17 protein-coding genes and 1 pseudogene are annotated in these 22,030 nt (G+C 67.3%); 6 read left to right on the forward strand and 12 right to left on the reverse strand.

Translation table 11 applies throughout. The features are described 5' to 3' along the window. Positions 1 to 35: 35 nt before the first annotated feature. The 3 genes from AB0B48_RS07165 to AB0B48_RS07175 are packed head-to-tail and all read right to left on the reverse strand — an operon-like array spanning position 36 to position 4,902. Positions 36 to 1,235 (reverse strand): restriction endonuclease subunit S, encoded by a 1,200-nt coding sequence (locus tag AB0B48_RS07165; RefSeq protein WP_357197176.1) that lies wholly within the window; start codon positions 1,233 to 1,235, stop codon positions 36 to 38. Next, a complete protein-coding gene (locus tag AB0B48_RS07170) occupies positions 1,232 to 2,845 on the reverse strand; it encodes a class I SAM-dependent DNA methyltransferase (protein WP_357197179.1) in 1,614 nt (537 codons plus the stop codon). Before AB0B48_RS07170 ends, AB0B48_RS07165 begins: the two co-directional genes overlap by 4 nt. Before the next feature lie 20 nt (positions 2,846 to 2,865). Beyond that, positions 2,866 to 4,902: an SAM-dependent DNA methyltransferase gene (locus AB0B48_RS07175; RefSeq protein WP_357197182.1), complete on the reverse strand. Its 2,037-nt coding sequence runs from the start codon at positions 4,900 to 4,902 to the stop codon at positions 2,866 to 2,868. A gap of 548 nt (positions 4,903 to 5,450) precedes the next feature. On the opposite strand from AB0B48_RS07175, the gene AB0B48_RS07180 reads away from it, so the two are divergent. After that, entirely contained in the window at positions 5,451 to 7,337 is a 1,887-nt protein-coding gene (locus AB0B48_RS07180) for a DUF262 domain-containing protein (protein WP_357197185.1), read from the forward strand. A 299-nt stretch (positions 7,338 to 7,636) separates the two neighbouring features. Here the strand turns inward: AB0B48_RS07180 and AB0B48_RS07185 are convergent, their stop codons facing one another. Then, positions 7,637 to 7,840, reverse strand: coding sequence for a DUF397 domain-containing protein (locus AB0B48_RS07185; protein WP_357197188.1), 204 nt, complete (start codon positions 7,838 to 7,840; stop codon positions 7,637 to 7,639). Continuing rightward, positions 7,833 to 8,720, reverse strand: a complete 888-nt coding sequence (locus tag AB0B48_RS07190) for a helix-turn-helix transcriptional regulator (RefSeq protein WP_357197191.1) — start codon at positions 8,718 to 8,720, stop codon at positions 7,833 to 7,835. Before AB0B48_RS07190 ends, AB0B48_RS07185 begins: the two co-directional genes overlap by 8 nt. Positions 8,721 to 8,948: 228 nt before the next feature. Here AB0B48_RS07190 and AB0B48_RS07195 point away from each other — a divergent pair, with 228 nt between their 5' ends. From AB0B48_RS07195 to AB0B48_RS07210, 4 genes are all read left to right on the forward strand, one after another. After that, the gene (locus AB0B48_RS07195; protein ID WP_357197194.1) at positions 8,949 to 9,251 is read left to right on the forward strand and encodes a DivIVA domain-containing protein; all 303 of its coding nucleotides are present in this window, start codon (positions 8,949 to 8,951) and stop codon (positions 9,249 to 9,251) included. Next, the gene (locus AB0B48_RS07200) at positions 9,248 to 9,499 is read left to right on the forward strand and encodes a hypothetical protein (RefSeq protein ID WP_357197197.1); all 252 of its coding nucleotides are present in this window, start codon (positions 9,248 to 9,250) and stop codon (positions 9,497 to 9,499) included. The genes AB0B48_RS07195 and AB0B48_RS07200 overlap by 4 nt, the downstream gene beginning before the upstream one ends. An 85-nt stretch (positions 9,500 to 9,584) precedes the next feature. Continuing rightward, positions 9,585 to 10,487, forward strand: coding sequence for a phospholipase D-like domain-containing protein (locus AB0B48_RS07205; protein ID WP_357197228.1), 903 nt, complete (start codon positions 9,585 to 9,587; stop codon positions 10,485 to 10,487). A gap of 80 nt (positions 10,488 to 10,567) precedes the next feature. After that, positions 10,568 to 11,293, forward strand: coding sequence for a CBS domain-containing protein (locus AB0B48_RS07210; RefSeq protein ID WP_357197200.1), 726 nt, complete (start codon positions 10,568 to 10,570; stop codon positions 11,291 to 11,293). A gap of 111 nt (positions 11,294 to 11,404) precedes the next feature. Here the strand turns inward: AB0B48_RS07210 and AB0B48_RS07215 are convergent, their stop codons facing one another. Then, positions 11,405 to 11,893 (reverse strand): hypothetical protein, encoded by a 489-nt coding sequence (locus AB0B48_RS07215; protein ID WP_357197203.1) that lies wholly within the window; start codon positions 11,891 to 11,893, stop codon positions 11,405 to 11,407. Between the two features lie 119 nt (positions 11,894 to 12,012). Here AB0B48_RS07215 and AB0B48_RS07220 point away from each other — a divergent pair, with 119 nt between their 5' ends. Next, a complete protein-coding gene (locus tag AB0B48_RS07220) occupies positions 12,013 to 17,973 on the forward strand; it encodes a DUF4011 domain-containing protein (protein WP_357197206.1) in 5,961 nt (1,986 codons plus the stop codon). A gap of 364 nt (positions 17,974 to 18,337) precedes the next feature. Here the strand turns inward: AB0B48_RS07220 and AB0B48_RS07225 are convergent, their stop codons facing one another. The 6 genes and pseudogenes from AB0B48_RS07225 to AB0B48_RS07250 form a co-directional block, all read right to left on the reverse strand. Continuing rightward, positions 18,338 to 18,853, reverse strand: a complete 516-nt coding sequence (locus AB0B48_RS07225) for a PASTA domain-containing protein (RefSeq protein WP_357197208.1) — start codon at positions 18,851 to 18,853, stop codon at positions 18,338 to 18,340. Positions 18,854 to 19,184: 331 nt separating this feature from the next. Continuing rightward, positions 19,185 to 19,283: pseudogene (locus tag AB0B48_RS07230) on the reverse strand (DUF397 domain-containing protein); the annotation flags it as partial. A gap of 279 nt (positions 19,284 to 19,562) precedes the next feature. After that, positions 19,563 to 19,847: a hypothetical protein gene (locus AB0B48_RS07235; RefSeq protein ID WP_357197211.1), complete on the reverse strand. Its 285-nt coding sequence runs from the start codon at positions 19,845 to 19,847 to the stop codon at positions 19,563 to 19,565. Next, on the reverse strand, positions 19,847 to 20,854 hold the full coding sequence (locus AB0B48_RS07240) for a WXG100 family type VII secretion target (protein ID WP_357197214.1): 1,008 nt from the start codon (positions 20,852 to 20,854) through the stop codon (positions 19,847 to 19,849). The genes AB0B48_RS07235 and AB0B48_RS07240 overlap by 1 nt, the downstream gene beginning before the upstream one ends. Before the next feature lie 134 nt (positions 20,855 to 20,988). Then, entirely contained in the window at positions 20,989 to 21,309 is a 321-nt protein-coding gene (locus AB0B48_RS07245; protein WP_357197216.1) for a type VII secretion target, read from the reverse strand. After that, entirely contained in the window at positions 21,296 to 21,775 is a 480-nt protein-coding gene (locus AB0B48_RS07250) for a YbaB/EbfC family DNA-binding protein (protein WP_357197219.1), read from the reverse strand. The genes AB0B48_RS07245 and AB0B48_RS07250 overlap by 14 nt, the downstream gene beginning before the upstream one ends. Between the last annotated feature and the right edge of the window lie 255 nt (positions 21,776 to 22,030).

Raw genomic sequence — 22,030 nt, forward strand, 5'->3', positions numbered from 1 at the left:
CCATCACAACCCCTCCCCGTGAACCGTTTACTTACCTAAACCGCTTCTTCGACAAGCCTCTCGGCGTCCCTGACCCGCAATCGTCCCGACATCAACTCGGGCAACAACGTTTCTCGAATGCCTACTAGAGCTCGATTCTGCCTAGCGAGCTCAACAATTATGCCATGCAATGGCATTGTTTCTTCCTCTAGGGCGTGCATGGCCGACGCCGCAGGAGCCTGCACCTCCAGACGTTCAAGGTCCGACTTGTTCAGGTGCGCCACCGTGGTGCCAGTCTTGTACGATTCCACATTGGCTAGCGGTGCCCGCAGGGCTTCTCGGGCAAATACTGGCCCGCCGCCAATGAGTGAAGTGGCATGCATTACCCGCTGATTGAGGAGCCCGGCATCGCCCAGCCAGAACGTTGGCCGAAACTCGGCGTCCATGCCGATTACGGTTTCCCCCGTTTCTACTAGAAAATCACGAGGCAGTCGCTCCTCTGTCCAGATCTGTGGGCTGAATGTTGTTAGATCTCGAATGCGTATTAAAGGGTAGCCGGCCGTATTCGTGTTGAATGCGCTGGAGCGAAATGGTGCGCCGAAAGTTAAACGGAGTGCCGATGGTAGTGCTACCAGGCGCGATTCACGCTCCACGGCCCGCTCGTATTTTGCCTTTATGAGCGAGTCTGCAGTGGTGGCGATGCGGTCGTTGACTGCAATCTTGTCATCTATGACACCTAGGATCGACGCGATCTTCCGCTGCTCCACGATCGGGGGTACTGACAACGCGAGCCGTCGTTGTTGCGTCAAGGGGACATAGGCGGCCATGTCGGATTCGTTCTCGATCGTTCGCAGTTGTGAGATGAAGCCGGGTGACCTGATGGCAAAGAAGAGATACCTTGGGTCGATCACTTCATGATCGAGGCTCCGCCAGAAAGTCGTTTGTGGCGAACAGACGAACGGCTCGCAATCTGCGTCGGCAAAAGCGACCTTTCCTACCGTTCCCTTGTGCGACAGGATCACGTCCTGAGGCTTACCGATGCCCTTCCTGATTCTCCTCAAAGCGGTCTCATTGATTCTCCCCGCTTTGTCAAACAGAAGGCGCCCGTTCGCCATATCGGCGGCTCGTACAAAGGTGGTCCCAACATCGCTGAACTCGCTCGGACGCGGCCGGTATTCACCGTGGTTTCCGTCTTGCACCAGGAGCTTGCCGGCGGCTTCGAGTTCGGCCGCCACGACGGCCTTGAAACCGGTCACCGTAGCTGCTCCAAGCGTTCCCGGACGATGGCCTGCAGGCGAGCCGATTCGTCGAAGCGGGTGTACAGATCCTTGGTGAGGCGTTCGATTCGTTCGGCGAGCGGCTCGGCGTCCGGGTCCTCCTCGGCTTCGGCGGCGCCGACGTAACGGCCGGGAGTGAGGACGTGGTCGTGGGCAGCTACCTCATCGAGCTTGGCGGAGTAGCAGAAGCCGGGCACGTCCTCGTACGTCTGGCCCTTGGTCTTGGCGGACTTGGTGCCGCGCCAGGCATGGTAGGTGTCCGCGATCTTGGAAATGTCGTCGTCGGTGAGGACGCGTTCGGTGCGGTCGACCATCGTGCCGAGGGCGCGGGCGTCGATGAAGAGGATCTCGCCGCGCCGGTCGGCCAGCGCCTTCGCGCCTTGCGGGGTCTTGTCCTTGGTCAGGAACCAGAGACAGGCGGGGATCGCGGTGGTGCGGAATAGGTTCGGCGGGAGGGCCACCATGCAGGCCACCAGGTCTGCCTGGACCATCTCACGGCGGATGTCGCCTTCGCCGGACTGCTTGGCGGCCATCGAGCCGTTGGCGAGGACGACGCCGGCACTGCCCCTGTCACCGAGCTTGAAGAGGATGTGCTGGAGCCAGGCGTAGTTGGCGTTGCTCTGCGGCGGCACGCCGTAGCGCCAGCGCGGGTCGTTTTCACGGCGCGCCCAGTCGCTCATGTTGAATGGCGGGTTCGCCATGACGAAATGGGCACGCCAGTCTGGGTGCTTGTCGTCGGCGAACGTGTCGGCCCAGCGGTCACCAATGCCGGCCGGGTCCATTCCGTGGATGGCGAGGTTCATCTTTGCCAGCCGCCAGGTGCGCTCGTTGGCTTCCTGCCCGTAGACGGCGATGTCGTGGGTGTGGTCGCGGCCGGCGCGGGCTTCGACGAACTTCTTGGACTGCACGAACATGCCGCCGGATCCGCAGCACGGGTCGTAGACCCGGCCCTCGTAGGGCTCCAGCACCTCGACGAGGACCCGCACCACGCTGGACGGGGTGTAGAACTCGCCGGCCCGCTTGCCCTCGGCGCGGGCGAAGCGCTCCAGGAAGTACTCGTACGTCTCGCCGAGGACGTCCTGCGCCTTACGGTCGCCGTGGCCGGTGAAGCGGGCGTCGCTGATCAGGTCGACGAGTTCCTTCAACCGCTTCTGGTCGACGTTGTCCCGATTGAAGATCTTCGGGAGGACGCCGGTCAGCGCCGGGTTCTCCCGCATGATCGCGTCCATGGCGTCATCGAGCAGCTCGCCAACCCCGCTGGGCGCGTTCTCCAGCAGATAGTCCCAGCGGGCGTTCTCCGGGACCCAGAAGACATTCGCGCTGGTGTACTCGTCGCGTTCGTCGAGGAACTCGGCGCGGCGGTTCTCCGGGATGTCGGAGAGGCTGCCGGCGATCTGGTCGCGGCGCTCGGCGAACGCGTCGGAGACGTATTTAAGGAAGACCAGGCCGAGGACGAACTCCTTGTACTGCGCGGCGTCCATGGAGCCGCGCAGCTTGTCGGCGGCCTTCCACAGGATGTCCTGGATCTGCTTGGTGCTGGACACGCCGAACAGCTCGGCCTGTCCGTTGGCACGTTTGCGTGGGGGCACTGGGTATTCCGTTCTCTCGTTTAGGAGTTCGTACCGTACAGAGTGGTGAGGGTGCCGTCGGCGAAGCCGGTCACGGCGAGTTCGCGCAGTTCGGTGAGGAGGGCGGTCTGCCGTCGCAGTAGGCGCTCACGTTCGTCGAGGCAGCGCAGCACCTCGTCCAGGCGGGTCACCTCGTCCCGGCTCAGGTCGGGAATCGTCACGTCGCTCAGCCGGGGGCCGTGCACCGCGCCTGGGCTACGTGCGGTGTTGCGGGCGGTGTCCAACAGCCCCTTTAGCACCCGAGGGGTGAGGGCGTCGCCGGGGGAGATACGCAGACCGCGGGCCGGAAACTCGATCACGGAAAAACCGTCCTCGTCGAGGAAGACACCGAACTCGGGCACGCCGGTAACCACGAGGTCACCCGGTTCCGTGAGGGCGACGTGCGGATAGTGAGCGGCGAGCCTGAGCCGGTCCATCCAGCGCTTCGACGATTGTGCGACCACCTCTACCGCGCCGATGACCCGATGGTGGCCGCGCGGCCCGGCATGCTCTGGTGACAGGCGGTGCCCCGGGAGGAGACGGACCCGGCGAGCCGTGCGCAGTGCGCCGAGGGACAACTCCCTCGGCCGGCGTCCGTCACGCTGCACCGCCCCGGTGTTCAGAGCACCGTGCTCCTCGGCGTACCGAATCGTCTCTTGCTCGGCGTCGGTGAGACGGCGCTCGACCTCACCGATCAACGCGGGCCGATCTGCGGCCTGCCGGGAACGCAGGGTTACCGAGGCCGGGCCTGGCGGCCGCAGCGCCGCGCCACGGCGCAGGTCGAGGGCGTCGAGCGGGACCACCAGGCCCGTTCGGGGGTCGTGGCCGTCACGCCGGTGTCCCTCGCCGCGCCACAACAGGATGTCCTGGGCCGCAGCCTCCGCGACGCGCTGATCCAGGGCGCCTCCGCTGAGGTCGGCCAGCAGTAGGCGGCCTTGGGTATCCGGGACGGGATCGCGGGTCAGCGTCCAGAGCGCAGCGGAGTGGCCGGGGCGGGCGGGAAAGACACCGCCAGGGAGACCCACCACGGCCTCGACGAGGCCACTGGTCAGTAGGTTAGCCCGCTTGGCAATTGCGTCGGTGTCGCGTAGGGAGTCGACCAGACTCGCGGCGGGGCCGACCACGACGGCGGTGCAACCGGGGCCGAGCCGATCGGCGATGTCGCCGATCCTGGCCAAATCCTCGGCCGGGTCGCAGAGCTCGGCGGGCTGGTATGGAAGCCTTGTGACGATCGCATTCACGTCGGCGAACTCGTCGTTCAGGTCGTCCGAAAGCACCGCGAAGTTGAACTCGGGCACGCCAGCCAGCAGCAGGCGGCGGCGGATCAGACGGGCCAACTCCGGGTCCGGCTGCGCGGCGTTGAAACTCAACGCGTCCGGCTCCTGATCGACCAGCAGCGCGGCAAGGAGATCGCCAGCGCATGCGTAAGGGTCACCAACCGTCAAATGGCCGTCGGTGCGCAGCCGACCCGGCACGTCGGCGGCGAGCCGGATCAGCGTGACCAGATGGGGAGTGAGCGCGTCGGTGGCCAGTTCTGGCCAACCGAAGCGAGCACAGTTGCCGAGCAGGAACTGATACGCCGAGCTCGCCTGGTAGGCACCCTCGATCAACTGCTCGACCATTCCCGGAAGATCGGTCAACGCCGGGGCTTCCCGCAGGTTGGTGAGCAGGAACTCGTCATCAGGGTCGAAACGCTCGGCCAGCGGCAGCGGGTCGGCCGGCAGTGGCCGTCCGGCAAGGTGACGCAGGCAGAGGGCGGCGCCCAGGGATAGCACCAGGCGGCGACCGTCGTGCTCACGGGCGTACGCGGCCAGCGAGTGCATCGCGCGTTCGGCGCGCAAGCTGTTGGCGTCGGCGTTGCCAAGCTGGCGGTCCAGCAGCCAGGTGATGACGGCGTCGGCGGGGAAGAGTGGCTGACCGCTGCTGCCGGGGATCGGGGCGGGGAAGTCGGGGTGTCGGCGCCGCCAGGTCGTCACGACGGGGCGCTCAACCCGGGCCAACCGGGCGATCTCGCCGTATGACATCAGCTCAACGGCCACGCACACCTCCTCCGCGATCAAGGGCTCACTGTAGCGGTAGCCATCGCGCAAAGCGAATGCAGGTTGATAACCCGTGTTATCAAATGTATGCGTCTGTCTGGCAAGCCGAGGGTGTGTTCTGGTCCGGCCAAGGGTTGCTGTGGCTCGGCCGCAGTGCGATTACTGGTCGACTCGGCGCAGGGCCCTTCGCGAGCTTCAGGTGTCAGGTCGAGGACCGGCACCTAGCCGTCGTAGAGCTGGGCGCGAGCCCTTCTCCAGTGCGAAGGATCAGATGTTAATGACAGCGGAAAAGCCCTTAGAGCTGGCCGATTGTCCTACTCGAATGACAAAAGGATGACTGGACTTCCTCGAACTGATTGGCGGCCGCCCCGGATGGTGAGTGGCAGCGGGGCCGTGGTCGTCGACCTACCGCTGTGGACTTATCGATCGGACTTTCGGCTCATCCGAGCGCACGCCCTTGTCGCATACCTGACCATCGAGCGGGCGGTGGGCCGGAGGTTGTGTAGGTAGCCTGGCCGGACTGTCAGCCGATAGTTCCGGGGAGCATCGTGGGGTTCCAGACGCCGCAGTACAAGTTGTCCAAGCTTCTGGAACAGGCCGGTAGCGGCAGCATCCAGCTACCTGACTTTCAGCGCGGCTACAAGTGGGACGAGGAGCGGATCAGGTCCCTGCTCGTCACAGTGACCTTGGGTCACCCACTTGGCGTGCTGATGCTGCTTCAAACCGGCAACGACCAGGTGCGGTTCAAGCCAAAGGCGATCGAGGGGACTCCCCCGACGTCTAGTAAGGCAGAGCCGGATCTGCTCCTCCTTGACGGGCAGCAACGCCTGACGTCGCTCTACCAGTCACTGACCGGCTCGGGCGTGGTCGACACGGAGGACGCCCGGAAGAAGCAGGTTCAGCGGCGCTTCTACATCGACATTGAGCGAGCCTTGGAGGACCCAGCGCGTCGGGACGAGGCGGTGGTGATCCTGCCAGGCGACGGGATCGAGCGGACCAACTTCGGCAAGGACATCCGCCTCGACGTGTCCACGCCGGAGAAGGAGCGCGAACACGGCTACTTCCCCTTCCGCCTGATTTACGACTCGCCCGGTCAACTCGATTGGTTGTGGAACTTCCCCGGAGAGGCGGGTGATGCGGGGGCGCGACGAGCGCTTATTCAGCGCTTCCAGGGCGAGGTTCTCACACCGATGCAGAGCTACGAGATCCCTGCTATCGAATTGGACAAATCGACGACCAAGGGAGCGGTTGCCACGGTCTTCGAAAAGGTCAACACTGGAGGACTTCCCCTCAACGTATTCGAGCTGCTGACCGCGACCTTCGCTGGCGACGCCGCTTACTTCGCCCAGCACGGGGACGACTTCCGCTTGAAGGACGACTGGCACCTCACTGAGCAGCTCATTGCCGCCCATCCTGTCTTGAAGGGCATCCGCAACACTGATTTCCTTCAAGCGGTCACCCTGCTCGTCACCGCTCACGGGTCGTCGTTCACCTCCGCTCGTAAGGAGGACGTCCTGCGACTTGAGCTCAGCCAGTACCTGGCCTGGGCTGAGCAGGTGCGGGAGGCGCTCGTGTGGGTTGCGCAGTTCCTCCGAGACGAACACATCCACCGCGCGCGCGACATTCCCTACCCGACCCAACTCGTGCCTCTAGCGGTGATCCGCGTGATCCTTGGGGAGGCTGCGACCATCCACGGGGTCCGCAGCCGTCTGCGCCAGTGGTTCTGGTGTGGCATTCTCGGCGAGCTCTACGGAGGCGCTACGGAGACCCGCTTTGCACGCGACGTGGACCAGGTTCCGGCGTGGGCGCGGGCTGTAACGTCTTCGGACACCACGACCCAGCAACCGGGCACCGTGTCGGGAGCGACCTTCGCTGAGTCCCGGCTTCTGTCGCTGCGGACGCGGCAGTCCGCGGCGTACAAGGGTTTGCACGCTCTCCTGATGGCCGGGGGTGCCAAGGACTGGAGATACCACCAGACGTTCGACCACACGCAGTACGTCGCTCTCGACGTTGATATCCACCACGTCTTCCCGAAGAAGTGGTGCGATGACAACGGAATCTCGCGCAATCTCAGGGAGAGCATCATCAACAAGACGCCGCTAGCGGGAAAGACCAACCGCTTCATCGGCGGAGCCTCGCCTGCAACCTATGTGCCGAAGCTCGAAAGCGCCGCCGCCGTTAGCTCCGATGAGCTTGACACGATCATCGGTGCCCACCTGATCGACACCAAGGAACTGCGGGCCGCCGACTTCGATGCGTTCTTCCTCGCGCGTCGGCGGGCTCTGCTCGAGCTGGTTGAGAAGGCCATGGGCAAGCAGGCGCAGCGGGACGTTGATGCGGGACAGTTGACCGGGGGCGTTGAGGCGCCTGAAGCTTTCGCAGAGGAGGACGACGATCCACAGGACGCAGGCGACGCCGATCAGGACGACCGCTAAGTCCTACTGCTGCTCTGGCTAACTCCTTGTCGGGCGCATCAGCTCGACCTGGTCGCCGGGCCTTACATTCCACCTTGCCCTACGGTGGTGGATCCCCAGCACCGGGACGCCTTCGTCCAGGTGCAGGTCGTTTTGTTCCTGCCCCCTCGGCACTTGCGACGACGGACGCGCCGGTTCGCAGGATCGACATCGTCATCGCGGCCCGCCTCACGGCCAATCCCGTACGCCGTGTCAGCCGCGAGGACCTACCGGGCACCAGCTCACTGGACTTGCTCCGCCTGCGCAACAGGCCTTCGGCCTCAGTGGCTTAGCGTGTTGTGGCGGGCGCTGCCGACGAAGGCATACCAAGCGGTTGGGCCGAAAATGAGAGCCGGTCCGGCTTGATCCTTGGAGTCGCGGACGGCGACGATGCCGGGGATGTTGGTGGCGACCTCGACGCAGTCGCCGCCGTTGTCGCCGCTGCGGGTGCTCTTGCGCCAGACGGCGCCGGTCAGGTCAGTCATGCCGCATCTCCCCAGCGATCCGCTTGATCATGTCAGTCGATTCTGCCTCGCCGAGGGCCAGCGCATCCAGCCCTCGCCAGACGCGTTGGTAGGCGGCCAACTCGTCGGGCTTGTCGAGGTACAGCGCCCCAGTCAACGACTCGCTGTAGACCACGGACGGCTCCGGCGCGGCGCGGCCACCCTTGGTCGTCGGAAAGTCGAGGATTACGAACGATCCCGCGACCGCTCCGGGCTGGGGGCCTGCTGCCAGTGGCAGCACCCGGACGCTGATGTTCGGTAGCTCGGACAGCTTGATGAGGTGAGCGAGCTGTTCGGTCATGACCGGTGAGCCGCCAACGCCACGGCGGAGGACCGCCTCAGACAGCATCGACTCAAGCCTGGGAGCTGCTGGCAAACGCCGAGAGAGCAATGCTTGCCGTTGAAGTCGGACCTGTACGGCACGTTCGCGTTCCTCCTCGCCCAGCATTCCGCCAAGGCGGTAGAGCGCGCGGGCGTATTCCTTGGTCTGCAGGAGTCCAGGGATGAGCGACTCGTCATAACGGCGGAGGTGGGCGGCGGCGGATTCCAAACCGACGTACAGCTCGAACCAGCTCGGCACGGCATCCCCGTACGCGTGCCACCAGCCCTTCGACTTCGTCTCCGCCGCCAGCCCGCGCATCGCCTCGGTCATCTCCGGCGACACCCCGTACAGCTCGCACATCGCCTTGACGTCGAGCACCCGGACCGAGCCCTGGCCGCATTCGAGGCGCCAGATCTTCTGCCGGCTGTACTCCAGGGCCTCGGCGGCGGCGTCGAGCGTCACCCCGGCCTCGTTGCGGAACTGTCGCAGCAGCCGGCCGAGTTGCCGGCGCGGCACTGTCGATCCGATGTCTTCGGGCATCCGCACACTCCCTGGTTCCAACACGCAACACTGCGTGACCTGCTCCTGCAACTCCTACGGGTTGCAGCAAAGAAAGTCAATGCACAGCAGCGAAATTGCGGTTTAGAACGTTGCGTTGCCACTCCGGACTGTCGCAGGCTGATCACAGCACGGCGGCCGTCCGGTCCCCCGATCGGCCGCCGTGCTTCCCGAACCCCTCGCCCCTCCGCATCAGGAAGGCAGGCAGACATGAACGCCAGAAACCAGCGACCAGGGACGGCTAGCGGTGGTGCGACCTACCGCTCCGCCGCGTACACCGGTCTGCTGCCATGGCAGGTGCGCGAGCGCCGCTTCGCACCGACCGGGCTCGGACGTCGCGGTCTGAACCCCGACGACGTTTACGCCTTCCTCGACCGGGTCGCCGGCGACATGGCCGCCGTCTACGCCGCGCTCGCCGAGAGCCGCCGGGAGACCGCCCGGATCAAGGCCGGGCTGCGTCGCTGGCAGACCGAGCAGGCCCGCGCCCGCAACGAGCAGGGCCAGGCCCGATGAGCCAGCGGTACGTCATCCACCTGCCCGTGGTCGCCACCGACCTGCCCGCCGCGCAACGCCTGGCGCGGGTCATCGGCCGGTGGATGCTGGTGCTGCCGACGACGGACCCGGGGGAGACCACCGTCTCCGAAGAGGACCATCAGCTCGTCCGCCACCGGGTCTTCTGCGACCTTCGGCTGCCTGGTGGCCGGCGCTGCCTCCTGCGCGACGGCCACGACGGCGACTGCTCCCGTCGCTTGCGTCGATGAGGGAGCGGAGCTGGCGGCGAACCACCGTGGACACGGCCGAATTGACGGGCCATGATGCGGTGTGCCATTCATAGCGAGCCAGGTGATGCACACGATCTGTCAGAAGGCCGAGGGCAGGAAGGTCAAGGCTGCCGTCGCCTACGCGGGTGACGGGGCAACCGACCTGCTGCCGGTGAAAGCAGGCGACCTGATCGTCGTCAACGGCAGCAGGAACGCAATCGCCAGCGGCGCTACCTCCGCTCGCCTCTTGCGGAACTGGTATGAACAGGGCGTCCTGCTCTATGCCCATGAGACCCTGCACGCGAAGGTCTTCGTCATCGGTCGGACCGCCTTCGTGGGTTCGGCCAACCTCTCGCTGCGTGCCCACACCGACCGTACGGTCGAGGCAGCGATCCAGAGCACCGATGCTGCAGTCGTCGTCAGTGCTCGGGAGTTCATCAACGAGATGGCTGTCAATGCAATCGAGATCGACGAAGCTTGGCTCGATTGGGCGTCGACGGTACCGGTCCGTACCGCTGGTGGTCCGGTGTTGTGGAACCCGGATCCGCCGTTCGAGCCAAACGAGCCGTACGACCTCTGGGTTGGCCTCGAGGTAAGCGTCGACTGGACTGAAGAGGAGACCGCGCTGGCACAGGCGGGCTACCGGATGCACAGGGTTGCCGGTGGCAGGGGCCGGTACGGCACGATCGCCATCAGCGAGGCCGCGACGGACGGGAGTTCGCTCGTGCAGCCTGACATGGTGTTACTCATCCGCCCGCGCAGCGTTCAGCTGGTCAGGTTTCTCGACCGCCGCCAGCGTGGGGGAGCGGCCATGGGCTTCTACCGCACCGACCGGGATTGCGTCCGTCGAACGTTGGGCGAAGTGGCGGCGGTTCTCGACAGCACCCCAGCGAAGCTGCGCGAGGGGGACTGGGCGCGGATGGATTCGTCGCAACGTGAAGCGCTTCGAGACCTGTTCAAGCTGCCGAAGCTCCCGGCGCGGTCATGATGAGTGCCGTCGCCATGTGAGCCGGCGAACAGCACCCGCCGGCCGTCCGGGTGTGGCCCTCGGTGTGGCAGGCTCCGCCGGTGACGATCACGACGGCAGGCGCGCGATTTCTCGCCGCCTTCAATGACATTGAAAAGCACTTTCGCTCTACTCTGCGGGCCGACGTGGCGGTCGGGTTCGCCCAACTGATCCGGGACTATGGGCAGCGGAGGCCTCTGTCGCACCAGCAGAAGAATGCCCTGGTCGCGTTTGCCTCGCTGCGGAACGCGATCAGCCACGGCACCTACTACGGTGGCCGGCCGATTGCCGACCCGGTCGAGACCGTCGTGCAGGAGATTGAGCATCTCCGACAGCAGATCATCGAACCGCCGTTGGCGCTGACCGTCCTCAAATCCGGCAATGTCTGCGCGGTACGTCCGGACGACCCGATCAGCACCGCGCTGGAGCACGTCCGTGCCTTCGGGTACTCACAGTTGCCGGTGTACGACGACGGCTACGTGGGTGTGCTGACCACCAACGCCATCGCGCGGTGGCTCGCCGATCAGCTGGCTCGGAACACGGGAATTGCCGAGGAGGAGCCGGTTCGGCAGGTGCTGAGGTTTGCCGAGCCAGGGGAGGGCGCCGAGCTGGTCTCCAGGGCGATCACCGTGGTGGAGGCGATCGACCGGCTCAGCCGAAGCCGGCTCGCCGGGCAACAGAATACGGCGCTAATCATCACTCAGAACGGGATGCGGACCGACAAGCCGCTGCGCCTGGTGGTTCCGTTCGACCTGCCGGTCTTGAGTAAGGCGCTCGCCTTCACCTGAGCCGCACCAGGCAGGGACGGCAGCGGCATTCTTGGCCCGGCCATACGGCGGCGTCTCGGACTCGGAGGTGACCTCCGAGCCGGCGACGCCGCCGCTGCGTCGAGGCGCCGGTCAGCTGGCCAGCTTGCCCAAACTGAAGCCGTCGAGCAGGTTGATCAGCTCGTCGTCGCGGGTCACCTCGTAGCCGCGCCGGCGCAGTTCCGCAAGCAGCTCGGCCTCGCCGGCGAGCGGGATCTCGAGGTAGTCGCCGCTATGGACCGTGACCTGGCGCTTGCCGTACCGGTCCTGCAGGTCCTGCGGCAGCAGCGTGAACGCCCGCTCGGTGACCATCCGCGGCCAGGTTCCGTCCTTTACCGCACCCACCTCGGTGATGTCGAAGGGCTTGTCGTCGGCGTACCCGTCCTCCGGCTCGTAGCAGTCGGGGCCGGCGGGGTGCGACAGATGGGTCATTCGGACCTGGCGAGCCTCGCCCCACGTTCGCGCGGCGGCGAGCGCCCGGATCTCCGCGGCCTCCTCGGTCGCGGTGCCGGCGTCGGCGAAGGCGAAGCAGTCGTGCGCCGTGGCGTGGCCGTAGACCAGGTGCTGGTGTTGCGTCGTCATGGCGCACATCCTGCCCCAGACGTACGACCTCCAAGATCGTCGTACGGCCGGGGCCCTCTCCACCGGTTGGTTGACCGCTAGGCTGGCCCTCCCTGGTCTCCCCACCTGGAGAAACGCCCATGTCCGACAGCGTCTTCGCGCAGTTCACCGCCGACGACGACCAGCTCGAAGTTGGGCTGCTTGTTCAGCCGGCGATCAACGCCGCCCTGGTGCACAACCGGGTGCCGCTGGTCCGTCACCTCACGCTGGTCAACCGAGGTGCGGTGCCGCTGACCGATGTCACGCTGACGCTGGAGCTGCGCGGCCCGGACGGGGCGCTGACCGAGCCGTGGACGCGTACCCTCGCCACGCCGTTGCGACCGGGGGCGAGCACGAGCTGGGACGACTTCCGCGACCTCACGCCCGACCGCAAGCTGCTGTACCGCACCGACGAGGCGTTCCCTGTCGACTACGTCCTCCGAGTGCAGGCGGGGGAGGAGACACTGCGGCTGGTCGCCCCGTCACGAGTGTTGGCGCACAACGAGTGGTTCAACAGCCCCGCCCTGTACGACAGCCTGGCCGCCTTCGTACAGCCGAACACCCGGGCGGTGGAGGCGGTTCTGCGGGCGGCCGCCCAGCTCCTGCTCGCGCGGACCGGCTCCGGCTCGTTGCAGGGCTATCAGGAGGGTTCGGAGCGGGCGGCGCTGATCGCCGGCGCGGTGTACGAGGCGCTGCGCCAACTCGAGATCACCTACCAGACCCTGCCGGCGTCGTTCGAGAACACCGGCCAGAAGGTGCGCACGACAGCGGCGGTGCTCGACGGGCGACTCGGCAACTGCCTCGACCTGTCCGTCACGTACGCCGCGTGTCTGGAGGCGGCGGGGCTGCACCCGCTCGTCTTCATCAGCGCGGGGCACGCCTTCGGTGGCTTCCTGCTGGAGGAGGAACGGCTGGGCTCGGCTGCGGTGACTGAGACCAACCTGCTGATCTCGATGGTGGACTCCGGCCGGGCCGTGCCGGTCGAGCTGACCCGCATCGGGCCGGGCGCGCAGTCGGCGACCTTCACCGAGGCGGTACGCGTCGGGCTCGGCCACTTCCGCGGCGACGGCGAACGCATACAGGGCGTCGTCGACGTACACCTGGCCCATCGCTCGGGGATCCGCCCGCTGCCGTCAGCCGACGAGCTGATCGCGCCAGCCGCAGTCGAGGCCGAGGCGACGCCGGAGATAACAGCGTCCCTCGACCTTCCGCCCGGCGTCGCCGCCGCGAAGCTGCGCCAGTTCGCCGACGAGGGCGAGGAGGTGCCGCAGCAGTCCGACGGGTCACCGGCGCGCGTCCAGCAGTGGAAGAAGTCGCTGCTCGATTTGAGCCTGCGCAACCCGCTGCTCAACCTGCCCAAGCGTGGCCGTGGCCTGGACCTGCACGTGCCGGCGGGCGCGCTGGCCCTGCTCGACGACCTCATCCACGACGGCCGTCAGGTGCAGGTCATCCCGCAGGACGACATCAGCCAGGTCCACGAGCTGGCCGGGTCACGTCGGGCGCAGGACCTCGACGCCGAGATCCTGACCCGGGAGCTGCGTACCGACCGGCGGGTCTACGGCGCGGTCACCGACGCCCGCTACAAGACCGCGATGCGCGCGCTGCAGCGTGAGGCGCGCACGATGGAGCAGGAGACCGGCAGCAACTACCTCTACCTGACCATCGGCACCCTGGTCCACACGAAGGCGACCGGGGGAGAGGCGTACGCGCCGCTGTTCCTCCTACCGGTGCGCATCGAAGGTGGCAGCGGCCGTCGCCCGTACGCGATGGTCATCGACGGCACCGAGGTCGCCAGCCCGAACTACTGCCTGATCGAGTGGTTGCGGGTCAAGCACAGCGTGCGCATCCCGGAGCTGGAGCGGCCGGTCCTCGACGAGCACGGCATCGACATCGCCAAGACCCTCGCGGCGATCAACACGGGGTTGCTCGACAACCGGCTCAACTACCGCATCGACGAGACCGCCAGCCTTCGACTGCTGCAGTTCTCCACCTTCCAGATGTGGCGGGACCTCACCGACCACTGGCCCCGGTTCATGGAGAACCCGGTCGTCCGGCACCTGGTCGAGTCGTCCGGCGCCACGTTCGACGATCCGGCCCGCCCCGACGACGCCGAGGTCATGGTCGACGAGGCGGACCTGCACCTGCCGATCCCCGCCGACGGGTCGCAGATGCAGGCCATCGTGCGCGCCGAGCGCGGACACTCCTTCGTCCTTGAAGGCCCGCCGGGCACCGGCAAGTCCCAGACCATCACCAACATGATCGCCCGCGCGGTCAGCTCGGGCCGGTCGGTGCTGTTCGTCGCCGAGAAGCAGGCCGCCCTGGAGGTGGTCAAGCGCCGCCTCAAGCAGATCGGCCTCGGGCCGTTCGCGCTGGACCTGCACGGGCGCAAGCAGTCCCTCAACGCGATCCGCCAGCAGCTGCGGGACGCCCTCGACCAGTACGACCAGGGCGGCGACGGCACGTGGACGGCTGTCGAGACCGCCTACCGGACGCGGCTCGCCCCACTGACCGAGTACCCGGCCCAGGTGCACACCACCAACCCCGTCGGGATGTCACTCTGGTCGGCCTACGAGCAGACCCTGGCGTACGGGGACGGCCCGGTCGCCCCGATCCCGGTGGCCTATCTGCACGCACCGGCCGAGGCGCGCACGCAGGTCGAGACGACACTGCGGGAGTTCCCCGCCGCCGCCCGGTCGGCCCGGCTCCGGGCGGCGCACCCGTGGGCGCTCAGCGGCTGCCGCACCCTCGACGGGCTGCACGGCGCGGCGGTCACCGAGATCGCCGGTGAGCTGGAACGCCTCCGCGCCGACCTCGCCGCGTACCCCGGTCTGGTCGGGTTGCTGCGGACCCTGCCCGCCCCGGAGACCGTCAGCGAGTTGCAGGCGGGCGCCTGGCTCGCCGTACGCGGACTGCTGCCGGACCGGCAGACCACAGTGCACGCCAGCGACCGGCGGTGGGACGAGGCGGTGGCCCGGTTCCAGGCGAACCTGGCGGCCTTCCAGCAGGGCTTCGCCGGTGAGCTGGCCACCTTCCGGCCGGACGTGTTCGCCCGACCGGAGCTGACCGACTGGCACGGTGAGGCCCAGGAGGCGGCGAAGCGGTTGTTCGGCAAGGGCAAGCGCCGCCAGGCCATCGCGGACCGGTTGGCGGTGCATCTGGTCGCCGGCGCCACGCTCGACGTGGAACAGGTGGAGGTGCTCACCGGCCGGTTGGTCGCAGCCCGCGCGCAGGCCGCCGCGCTCCACCAACACCTGCTGGGGCTCGGTGGGCTGCGGCTGTCGCAGTGGTTGCCCACGGACCCGAACGCGCAGGAACGGCTGACGGAAGCGGTCGAGGCGACCCGGGTTGGCCGGACGCTGCTGAGCCAGCACCCGCAGGCCTGGGAGCTGTTCCAGAGCCGGTTCACCGACGCCGACGCGGCAATGCTCGACCGATGTGCCTCGCGATGGCGGGCCTGGCGTGGGGTGTTGCGCTCGGGCGGGCCGGAGCTGACCCTGTGGGCGGGCGGTTCGCACTGGATCGACGCGTGGCAGCGCGACGGCGCGGCCTGGCTGCACGAGCTGCAGAGCGAGGAGTTGTTCCCGCTGCGCCGATGGGCGACCGTCCTGGCCCACGCCGACGTGCTCGCCTCGGCCGGTCTCACCGACTATCGGGACCAGCTGCTGCGCGCCGAGGTGCCCGCGCATCTCGCCGAGGAGGTCTACCGGCGGGGAGTCGCGACGGCGTCCCTCGCCGAGCGGGTACGGGCCGGCGGACTTCAGTACTTCGACCCGGAACTGCACGACGACGAGATCAGCCAGTTCGAGGCAGCCGCCGGTGAGCTTCGGTCCGCGCTGCCGACGCAGCTGCCGTCGGTGCTGGTCCGTCGCCGCCCCTTCAGCCCGACCGACCGGCGTGGCCGCTTCGCCGACTTCGCGGCGGAGCTGCGCCGGAAGCGGGGCGGACGGTCCTTCCGGGAACTGTTCGAGCAGTACCCGGACGCGGTGCTCGCACTGACCCCGTGCGTGCTGGTCAGCCCCGCGTCCGCGGCGAACTTCCTGGCACCGGGGAGCCAACGTTTCGACCTGGTCATCTTCGACGAGGCCTCGCAGATCCGCGTCGCGGAGGCAATCGGCGCGATGGGTCGGGGCAGCGCCGTGGTGGTCGTCGGCGACTCCCGGCAGATGCCGCCGAGCAGCATCATGCAGGCCAGCCACAGCGTGGACGAGGTCGACGAGGGCAACGGCCCGGTGCCGGAGGACCTGGAAAGCATCCTCAGCGAGGCCGTCGAGTCGGGACTGCCGCAACGGTGGCTGTCCTGGCACTACCGCAGCCACGACGAATCCCTCATCGCCTTCTCCAACCGCTACTACTACGACAACAAACTCTCCAGCCTCCCGTCGCCCGGTGCCGCCAGCTCGGCGGGTGTCAGCTGGCGGCGCGTCGAGGGCCAGTACGACCGGGGCGGATCCCGCACCAACGAGGTCGAGGCACGGGCGATCCTCGCGGACATCACCCGGCGGCTGCACGACCCGGCGACCGCCACCCAGTCCGTCGGCGTGGTCACCTTCAACATCCAGCAGCGGGACCTCATCCTCAACCTGCTGGAGGAGAGCACCGATCCGATCATCCGCGAGCACCTCTCCGGCGCGGTCGCGGAGCCGATCTTCGTGAAGAACCTGGAGAACGTGCAGGGCGACGAGCGGGACGTCGTCCTGTTCTCTCTGGCCTTCTCCACCAACCTGGAAACAGGTCAGCTCCCGTTGAACTTCGGCCCGCTCAGCCAGGCCGGCGGCGAGCGGCGGCTCAACGTGGCCATCACCCGCGCCCGCCGCCAGGTCATCCTCTACTCGTCCTTCGACCCGTCCGACATCGACCTGTCCCGTACGTCGGCGCTGGGCACACAGCACCTGCGGGCGTACTGCGAGATGGCCGCCGCCGGCGCGGACCGTCTGGGCGACCTCACCACCGACCGCGCCGAGCGGCGCAGCCGGATCCGCGATGAGGTGGCCGCGGCGCTGCGCGACCGCGGCCACGAGGTCCGTACCTCACACGGCCTCTCCGACTTCACAGTCGACATCGCCGTACGCAGACCAGGCTCTTCCCGTTGGCAGGTGGCCGTCATGCTCGACGGCCCGGACTGGAGCGCCCGCCCGACGGTGGCCGACCGGGACTCCGCACCGACGCTCCTCCGCTCGATCATGGGCTGGCCGGAGGTCGTGCGGTTCTGGCTGCCGGCGTGGATCCACGACCGGTCGGCGCTGCTCGACCGGGTCGACGACGCGGTCACCCGAGCCGAGACCCCCACGACCGCCGAACCCGAAGCCGAGTTGTCGGCGGTCGCAGAGAGCGTCGAGCTGCCGCAGCCGCGCCCCGCAACGGACGTGGAGCAGCCACGCCCGACACCGGCCGCCGAGTTGCCGCAGCCGCGCCTCGCGCTGGACGAAGAGCCCCTTCGGGGTGCGTCGGTGGCACCCGACACCGTGCCGGTCACGGGGGCGTCGGCCGCCGACACCATCACGGCGAGCCCTTTCATCCCGTACGCCCCAACCTCGCTCGGAGACCAGGCCGACCTCGATCTCCTTGCCACCGACCAGCGGATACGCGATCTGATGCGGAACGCGCTCCGCGACATCATCGAGGCGGAAGGGCCCATCGAGCAGCACCGGCTGGCACGCCTCGCTCTCGCCCGGTTCGGCTTCCTCCGGACCCGGGAAGACCGACGCACCGCCGTACTTTCCCTCGTCGACTCCCGCCGCCTCTACACGCACCCGACCGTGAGTCGGTACGCCTGGCCCGATGGCGTCGACCCGCAGACCTACCGAGGGTTCCGGGTCACGCAGGCGAGCAACGACCGCGCGTTCGAGGAGGTGCCACCCGAGGAGGTGGCCAACGCCCTCGTGCACGCGCTGCAGTCGGTAGGGAGCATGGACGAGGAGCGGCTGCTGCGCGCCGGCCTGGAACGGCTCGGCTACCGCCGACGCACCGAAAAGATCGACAAGCTGCTCCGGTACGGGCTGCACGTCGCCCTGACCAGCGGTCGCCTCCGGTACGACCAGGAGGGTCGCCTAAACCTTGCATGACATACGCACCGTCGTTACAGCAGACGGCGGTAGGCGAGGTTGTCATGGTTGCGTTCCTCGCCGGATCGCCAACACCTGACGATCGCGCGGGCTGTCCCGTTCGCTGCCCAATCCGCGCCGTACGCCGGCGATGGTGCCCAGCAACCTTTCCGACGTCGGTGAAATCATCAAAATGGTTTCGAGCGTGGAGTACGGCAACTGCGGCGTGTTGTGCGGGCCCGGGAGGCCGAGGTTCCGCTCCCTGATCCGGTCTCGGCCTGCGCCGCCTAGGTCGGCGCAAGCCGTGACGTGGATTAGAATCCCGAGGGTTTCGCCGCGACAGGACGTATCCGCGACAGAATCACGGTTGTTCCACCCTCTTCCGTCAACGCTGTTTTGTGCAGGTGAGCACAATCAGTGTGTCGGAGGGCACCTTGCTCGCAGCCTTGGCCGACTGCTTGGTGACGGTCCAGTTCGAAGCGAGCAGCACAACGGTGTCGTTCTCGTCTTGAGACCCGTACTGCACTTCGGTGAATCCGAGCTTACGGAGTTGGTCTGCGGCCACGGCCGCGTTTTTCCCTACCACATTGGGCATCGTGATAGCCGCCAGCACGGCACTAGTTGGTGGGGTGGTCGGCGTGCTGGTGGTGGTTGGGGTCGTCGTCGCGGTGATCGGTGCGCTCGGGGCGGCGTCGGTCCGAGGAATGCCGGCGGGAATCGATGCGATTGCCGCAGGCTCAGGATCGGATTCGCCCATGCTTCGGCCGATGGCCACACCACCGCAGCAGCCGACGATTAGAGCGACAGCACCTGCGGCGAGGCCAACAATGAACGGGTTGGTTGCCTTTTTCGGCATGGCGGGCATGCCGGGAGGCGGCGACGGTTGTTGTGGAAAGTTCACTAGCCGATTCTCATGATCACCCGCGCTTCTGACTAGCCGCTGATCAGGTGTCAGGCCTGCCCGTTCGGCGGCGAATGCGCGCCAGGTGGGCGAGACGGAAGGATCAAGTGGAGTTGTTGCGGCAGAGCGGAATAGCGGTAGCCGGTCACGCCTACCTGAGGGATGAATTCAGTGATTATGCCCTTATCTTCCGGACCTTTTCGATATGTGCACTCTGCGAGCGAGCGGTGCTCGCTGAAATTCGACTAACCCCCCGCGTACGGCCGTACCGATGAGGTCGGTCCATCCCCCACGGTGAAGGCGAGCCGCAGTCCTGCGGCGTGCTATGAACGCGGACGGCGACGAAACCGGGAAGGTTCATGGCGGCCCCGACGCACTCGCGACCGCTATCGCCGCTGCGGGTGCTCTTGCGCTGGGGCGACGACGGCAGCTCAGTCCAGCCATCGCATTGATCAAGTCGCTTGACTCGACCTTGCCGAAGGCCCTCATCAAAGATTCGTTGTAGATGTCCGGGTCGGTGCTCTCGGCAGCACCGGATTGGAGCGCCGCCTCGCGTCGGTCGGATTCCGGTGGCCTGTCTTCGGAGTGGGCCCGCGCGTACTCCGGCTGCGGGTCTTCTGCGATCTGCGGCTGCTAGGCGGCCGGCACTGCCTGCTCCGCGAGGGCCACGCCGGTGCATTCTCCCGCCGCCTACGCCGGCGACCCGGTTCTACGTCACGAGGCGGTAGTCGGGGATGCCACGGTTGCGTTCCTCGGTCGGCTCGTCCGTCGATCGGGCGGTGACTCCGGGTGGAACAGGTGCCCGGGACAGGTAGATCCCCTCCAAGCAGGTGTCGCACCAGAAAGAGACGTAGCCATGCTCAGCTGTGGGCGGCGCAGTGAAGACGATCCGCAGGGTTCGGTGACCGCAGTTCGGGCAGGCAAAGTTCGACGTCGCCGGCAGCGCACGAAAGACGACGTCGTACGCCGTCAACCACTCGTCGAACGTGGCCATCACTGCGCTCCCTCGGGCCTGACCGCTTGGTTGGTCCACCACTGTTCCTCATGGGCGTAGGCCCGATCCTCGAATGCGTCGATTTCATGACGGGTGGCAGGGTACGGGCGCCCCTGGCGAAGCTCGGCGACATGGAACCGCTCATGCTCGAGCGTACGGGCTAAGTCCTCCTCGCTCCGGAAGGCTTCTCGACAGAGCATGACCGACTCGTCAGGCTTCGTCAGTCCGCACACACCAGAAACCCGATTGTTGATGGTGAGCCGGATGTCGGAGATATCAATCCCGTACTTCGCGGCGAGGGTCGTCACTGCCTCTATCCTCATCGGCACTCGGGGACCAGCTCCGCGACCGCGAACCCGACTGAGGCTACCCGGGTCTGCCCCGGCATGCCGGAGTCGCCCAAGTGCCTGCTTGAGTTTCTCGATGAGGTCGCCGAGCCGACGCATCTCCGGAATCAGCCGCCGCAGGCTGGCCAGCAACCCGCGCAACAACCGCGCTATCCGCGCGCCCCACGACGCCACCAACGTCGTGACCTGCTCCACGACCAGCGGCGCGGCCAGTCCGCCGGTGATGAGGAGTTCGCCCGCGTACACGATGATGCGGGACACGCAGGCGGCGATGGCGTCGCGGACGAGGAGTCGGACGGCGGCCACCAGGCCGGCGGCCCCTTCGGTGATCGCGGCCATGGTGTCGGCGCCCTGGGCGAGGCCGGTGATGGCCTGGTGCTGTTCGGCTGTCCAGGCCCGGTAGGCGGGGCCGGCGCTGCCGCCCCAGCCGGCGACGTCGGTGCGCACGGCGCGTGCCAGTTCGGCGGCGTCGTCGCGGAGTGACCCGGCGACGTTGCGCCAGGTTTGCGCGTGTGCGGTGATCTGCGCCGGGTCGCCGGCGAGCCAGTCCAGCGCCTCGCTGAGTGGCTTGACGTGTTCGATGAGCCAGGCGATCCCGTACTGGAGCAGGGCGCCGACCGGGTCGGAGACGAGGGCGAGGGCGTCCAGGCCGGCGCTCACGACGCCGAGGCTGCCGTCGATCCAACTGCCGGTGCGGACGCCCTGGGCGATGAGTTCGATGTCCTCGCAGATCCACACGCCCGCCCAGGCGCTGGGTGGGGTGTCCGCAGCAGTGGCGACGAGCGGGTTCGACGTCACCTGTGTCGCCGCACCCCGTCGAGTAACTGCTTGGCGTGGGCGTCGGAGCGTCGGTAGCGGTCGGCTCCGACCCGCAGCTTGCCGGCGGTGTCCCGTACCGATGCGGCGGCGGCGCCGATGCTGTCTACCAGGGTGCGCTGGAGGCCGTCGAGCAGCACCGGCATCACCGCGCAGAGTTGCCCGTAGGCGTCGGTGCCCAATCGGACGCGCTGGCCTGCCTGCTGGGCGGTGTCGAGGCTGCTGGCGCAGCGGTCCAGGTGGGCCGCGTGGGCGGTCAGGTCGTCCGGGTCGACCTGGATGCCGTCACCGGCGGGCATCGTTCGATCCCTGGTCGGGGAGGAGCCGGCTCCGGTACGAGTCGATGATGGCCTGGGCGCTCGCGTCGCCGCCAAATGCTTCCGTGGCTGCGACGCTGACCTGTCGAAGCAGGTCGGCGCGCGCGGCAGCGGTGGTCTCCAGGATCTGCCGAGCGGTGTGCGCCGCGGGTTGTTGCCGGACGCGTTCGTCGAGCCGTAGGTCGATCAGCAGGCCGGCTGAGTCGACCGTGACGTCGACAGTCCGGTCGGTGTTGTGGGCGGTGCCGGTCAGACCCCGCATCGTCGCCGACAGGGTCTTGGCCCGTGTCGCCCGCTCGGCGAGCGACGTCTCCCACTCGTCGAGCCGGCGCTCCGCCGCGTCGAGCGCAGCGTCGTCCGCCCACACGTCGACCCTCCCCAGGGGACCGCTGCCGGCGACAACCGGCAACATCACCGGCACGCTACCAATCAGTCGCACTGCGTGCATGCCCACAGGATCGAACGCCAAGGAGTTTCGCTAGGCGAAGCAAACGGCCCGTCAAGCCGCGCCCGCCCCGTCGATCATGGACTTGTGGTGGGTAACAAAGCGCCCGGTACGGCGCTAAATCAGGCACCACAACTCCATGATCGACCAAGTAGGGGCGCGATCTTGCAGTTTCTGGCGCGACATATGACGCAGAAACCCGCATCTCGACGACCGAAACTGCAAGATCGACGCGGCAGGGGGGTGCCGCCAAGGAGA

The sequence above is a fragment of the Micromonospora sp. NPDC049089 genome, from assembly GCF_040648775.1.
Taxonomy (GTDB): Bacteria; Actinomycetota; Actinomycetes; order Mycobacteriales; family Micromonosporaceae; genus Micromonospora.

Excerpts from the sequence above, each read along its gene's own strand:
- AB0B48_RS07185 (WP_357197188.1), bottom strand. The coding sequence starts at position 7,840 with ATGACTGACCTGACCGGCGCCGTCTGGCGCAAGAGCACCCGCAGCGGC.
- AB0B48_RS07190 (WP_357197191.1), bottom strand. The coding sequence starts at position 8,720 with ATGCCCGAAGACATCGGATCGACAGTGCCGCGCCGGCAACTCGGCCGG.
- AB0B48_RS07195 (WP_357197194.1), top strand. The coding sequence starts at position 8,949 with ATGAACGCCAGAAACCAGCGACCAGGGACGGCTAGCGGTGGTGCGACC.
- AB0B48_RS07200 (WP_357197197.1), top strand. The coding sequence starts at position 9,248 with ATGAGCCAGCGGTACGTCATCCACCTGCCCGTGGTCGCCACCGACCTG.
- AB0B48_RS07205 (WP_357197228.1), top strand. The coding sequence starts at position 9,585 with ATGCACACGATCTGTCAGAAGGCCGAGGGCAGGAAGGTCAAGGCTGCC.
- AB0B48_RS07215 (WP_357197203.1), bottom strand. The coding sequence starts at position 11,893 with ATGACGACGCAACACCAGCACCTGGTCTACGGCCACGCCACGGCGCAC.
- AB0B48_RS07220 (WP_357197206.1), top strand. The coding sequence starts at position 12,013 with ATGTCCGACAGCGTCTTCGCGCAGTTCACCGCCGACGACGACCAGCTC.
- AB0B48_RS07235 (WP_357197211.1), bottom strand. The coding sequence starts at position 19,847 with ATGGCCACGTTCGACGAGTGGTTGACGGCGTACGACGTCGTCTTTCGT.
- AB0B48_RS07245 (WP_357197216.1), bottom strand. The coding sequence starts at position 21,309 with ATGCCCGCCGGTGACGGCATCCAGGTCGACCCGGACGACCTGACCGCC.
- AB0B48_RS07250 (WP_357197219.1), bottom strand. The coding sequence starts at position 21,775 with ATGCACGCAGTGCGACTGATTGGTAGCGTGCCGGTGATGTTGCCGGTT.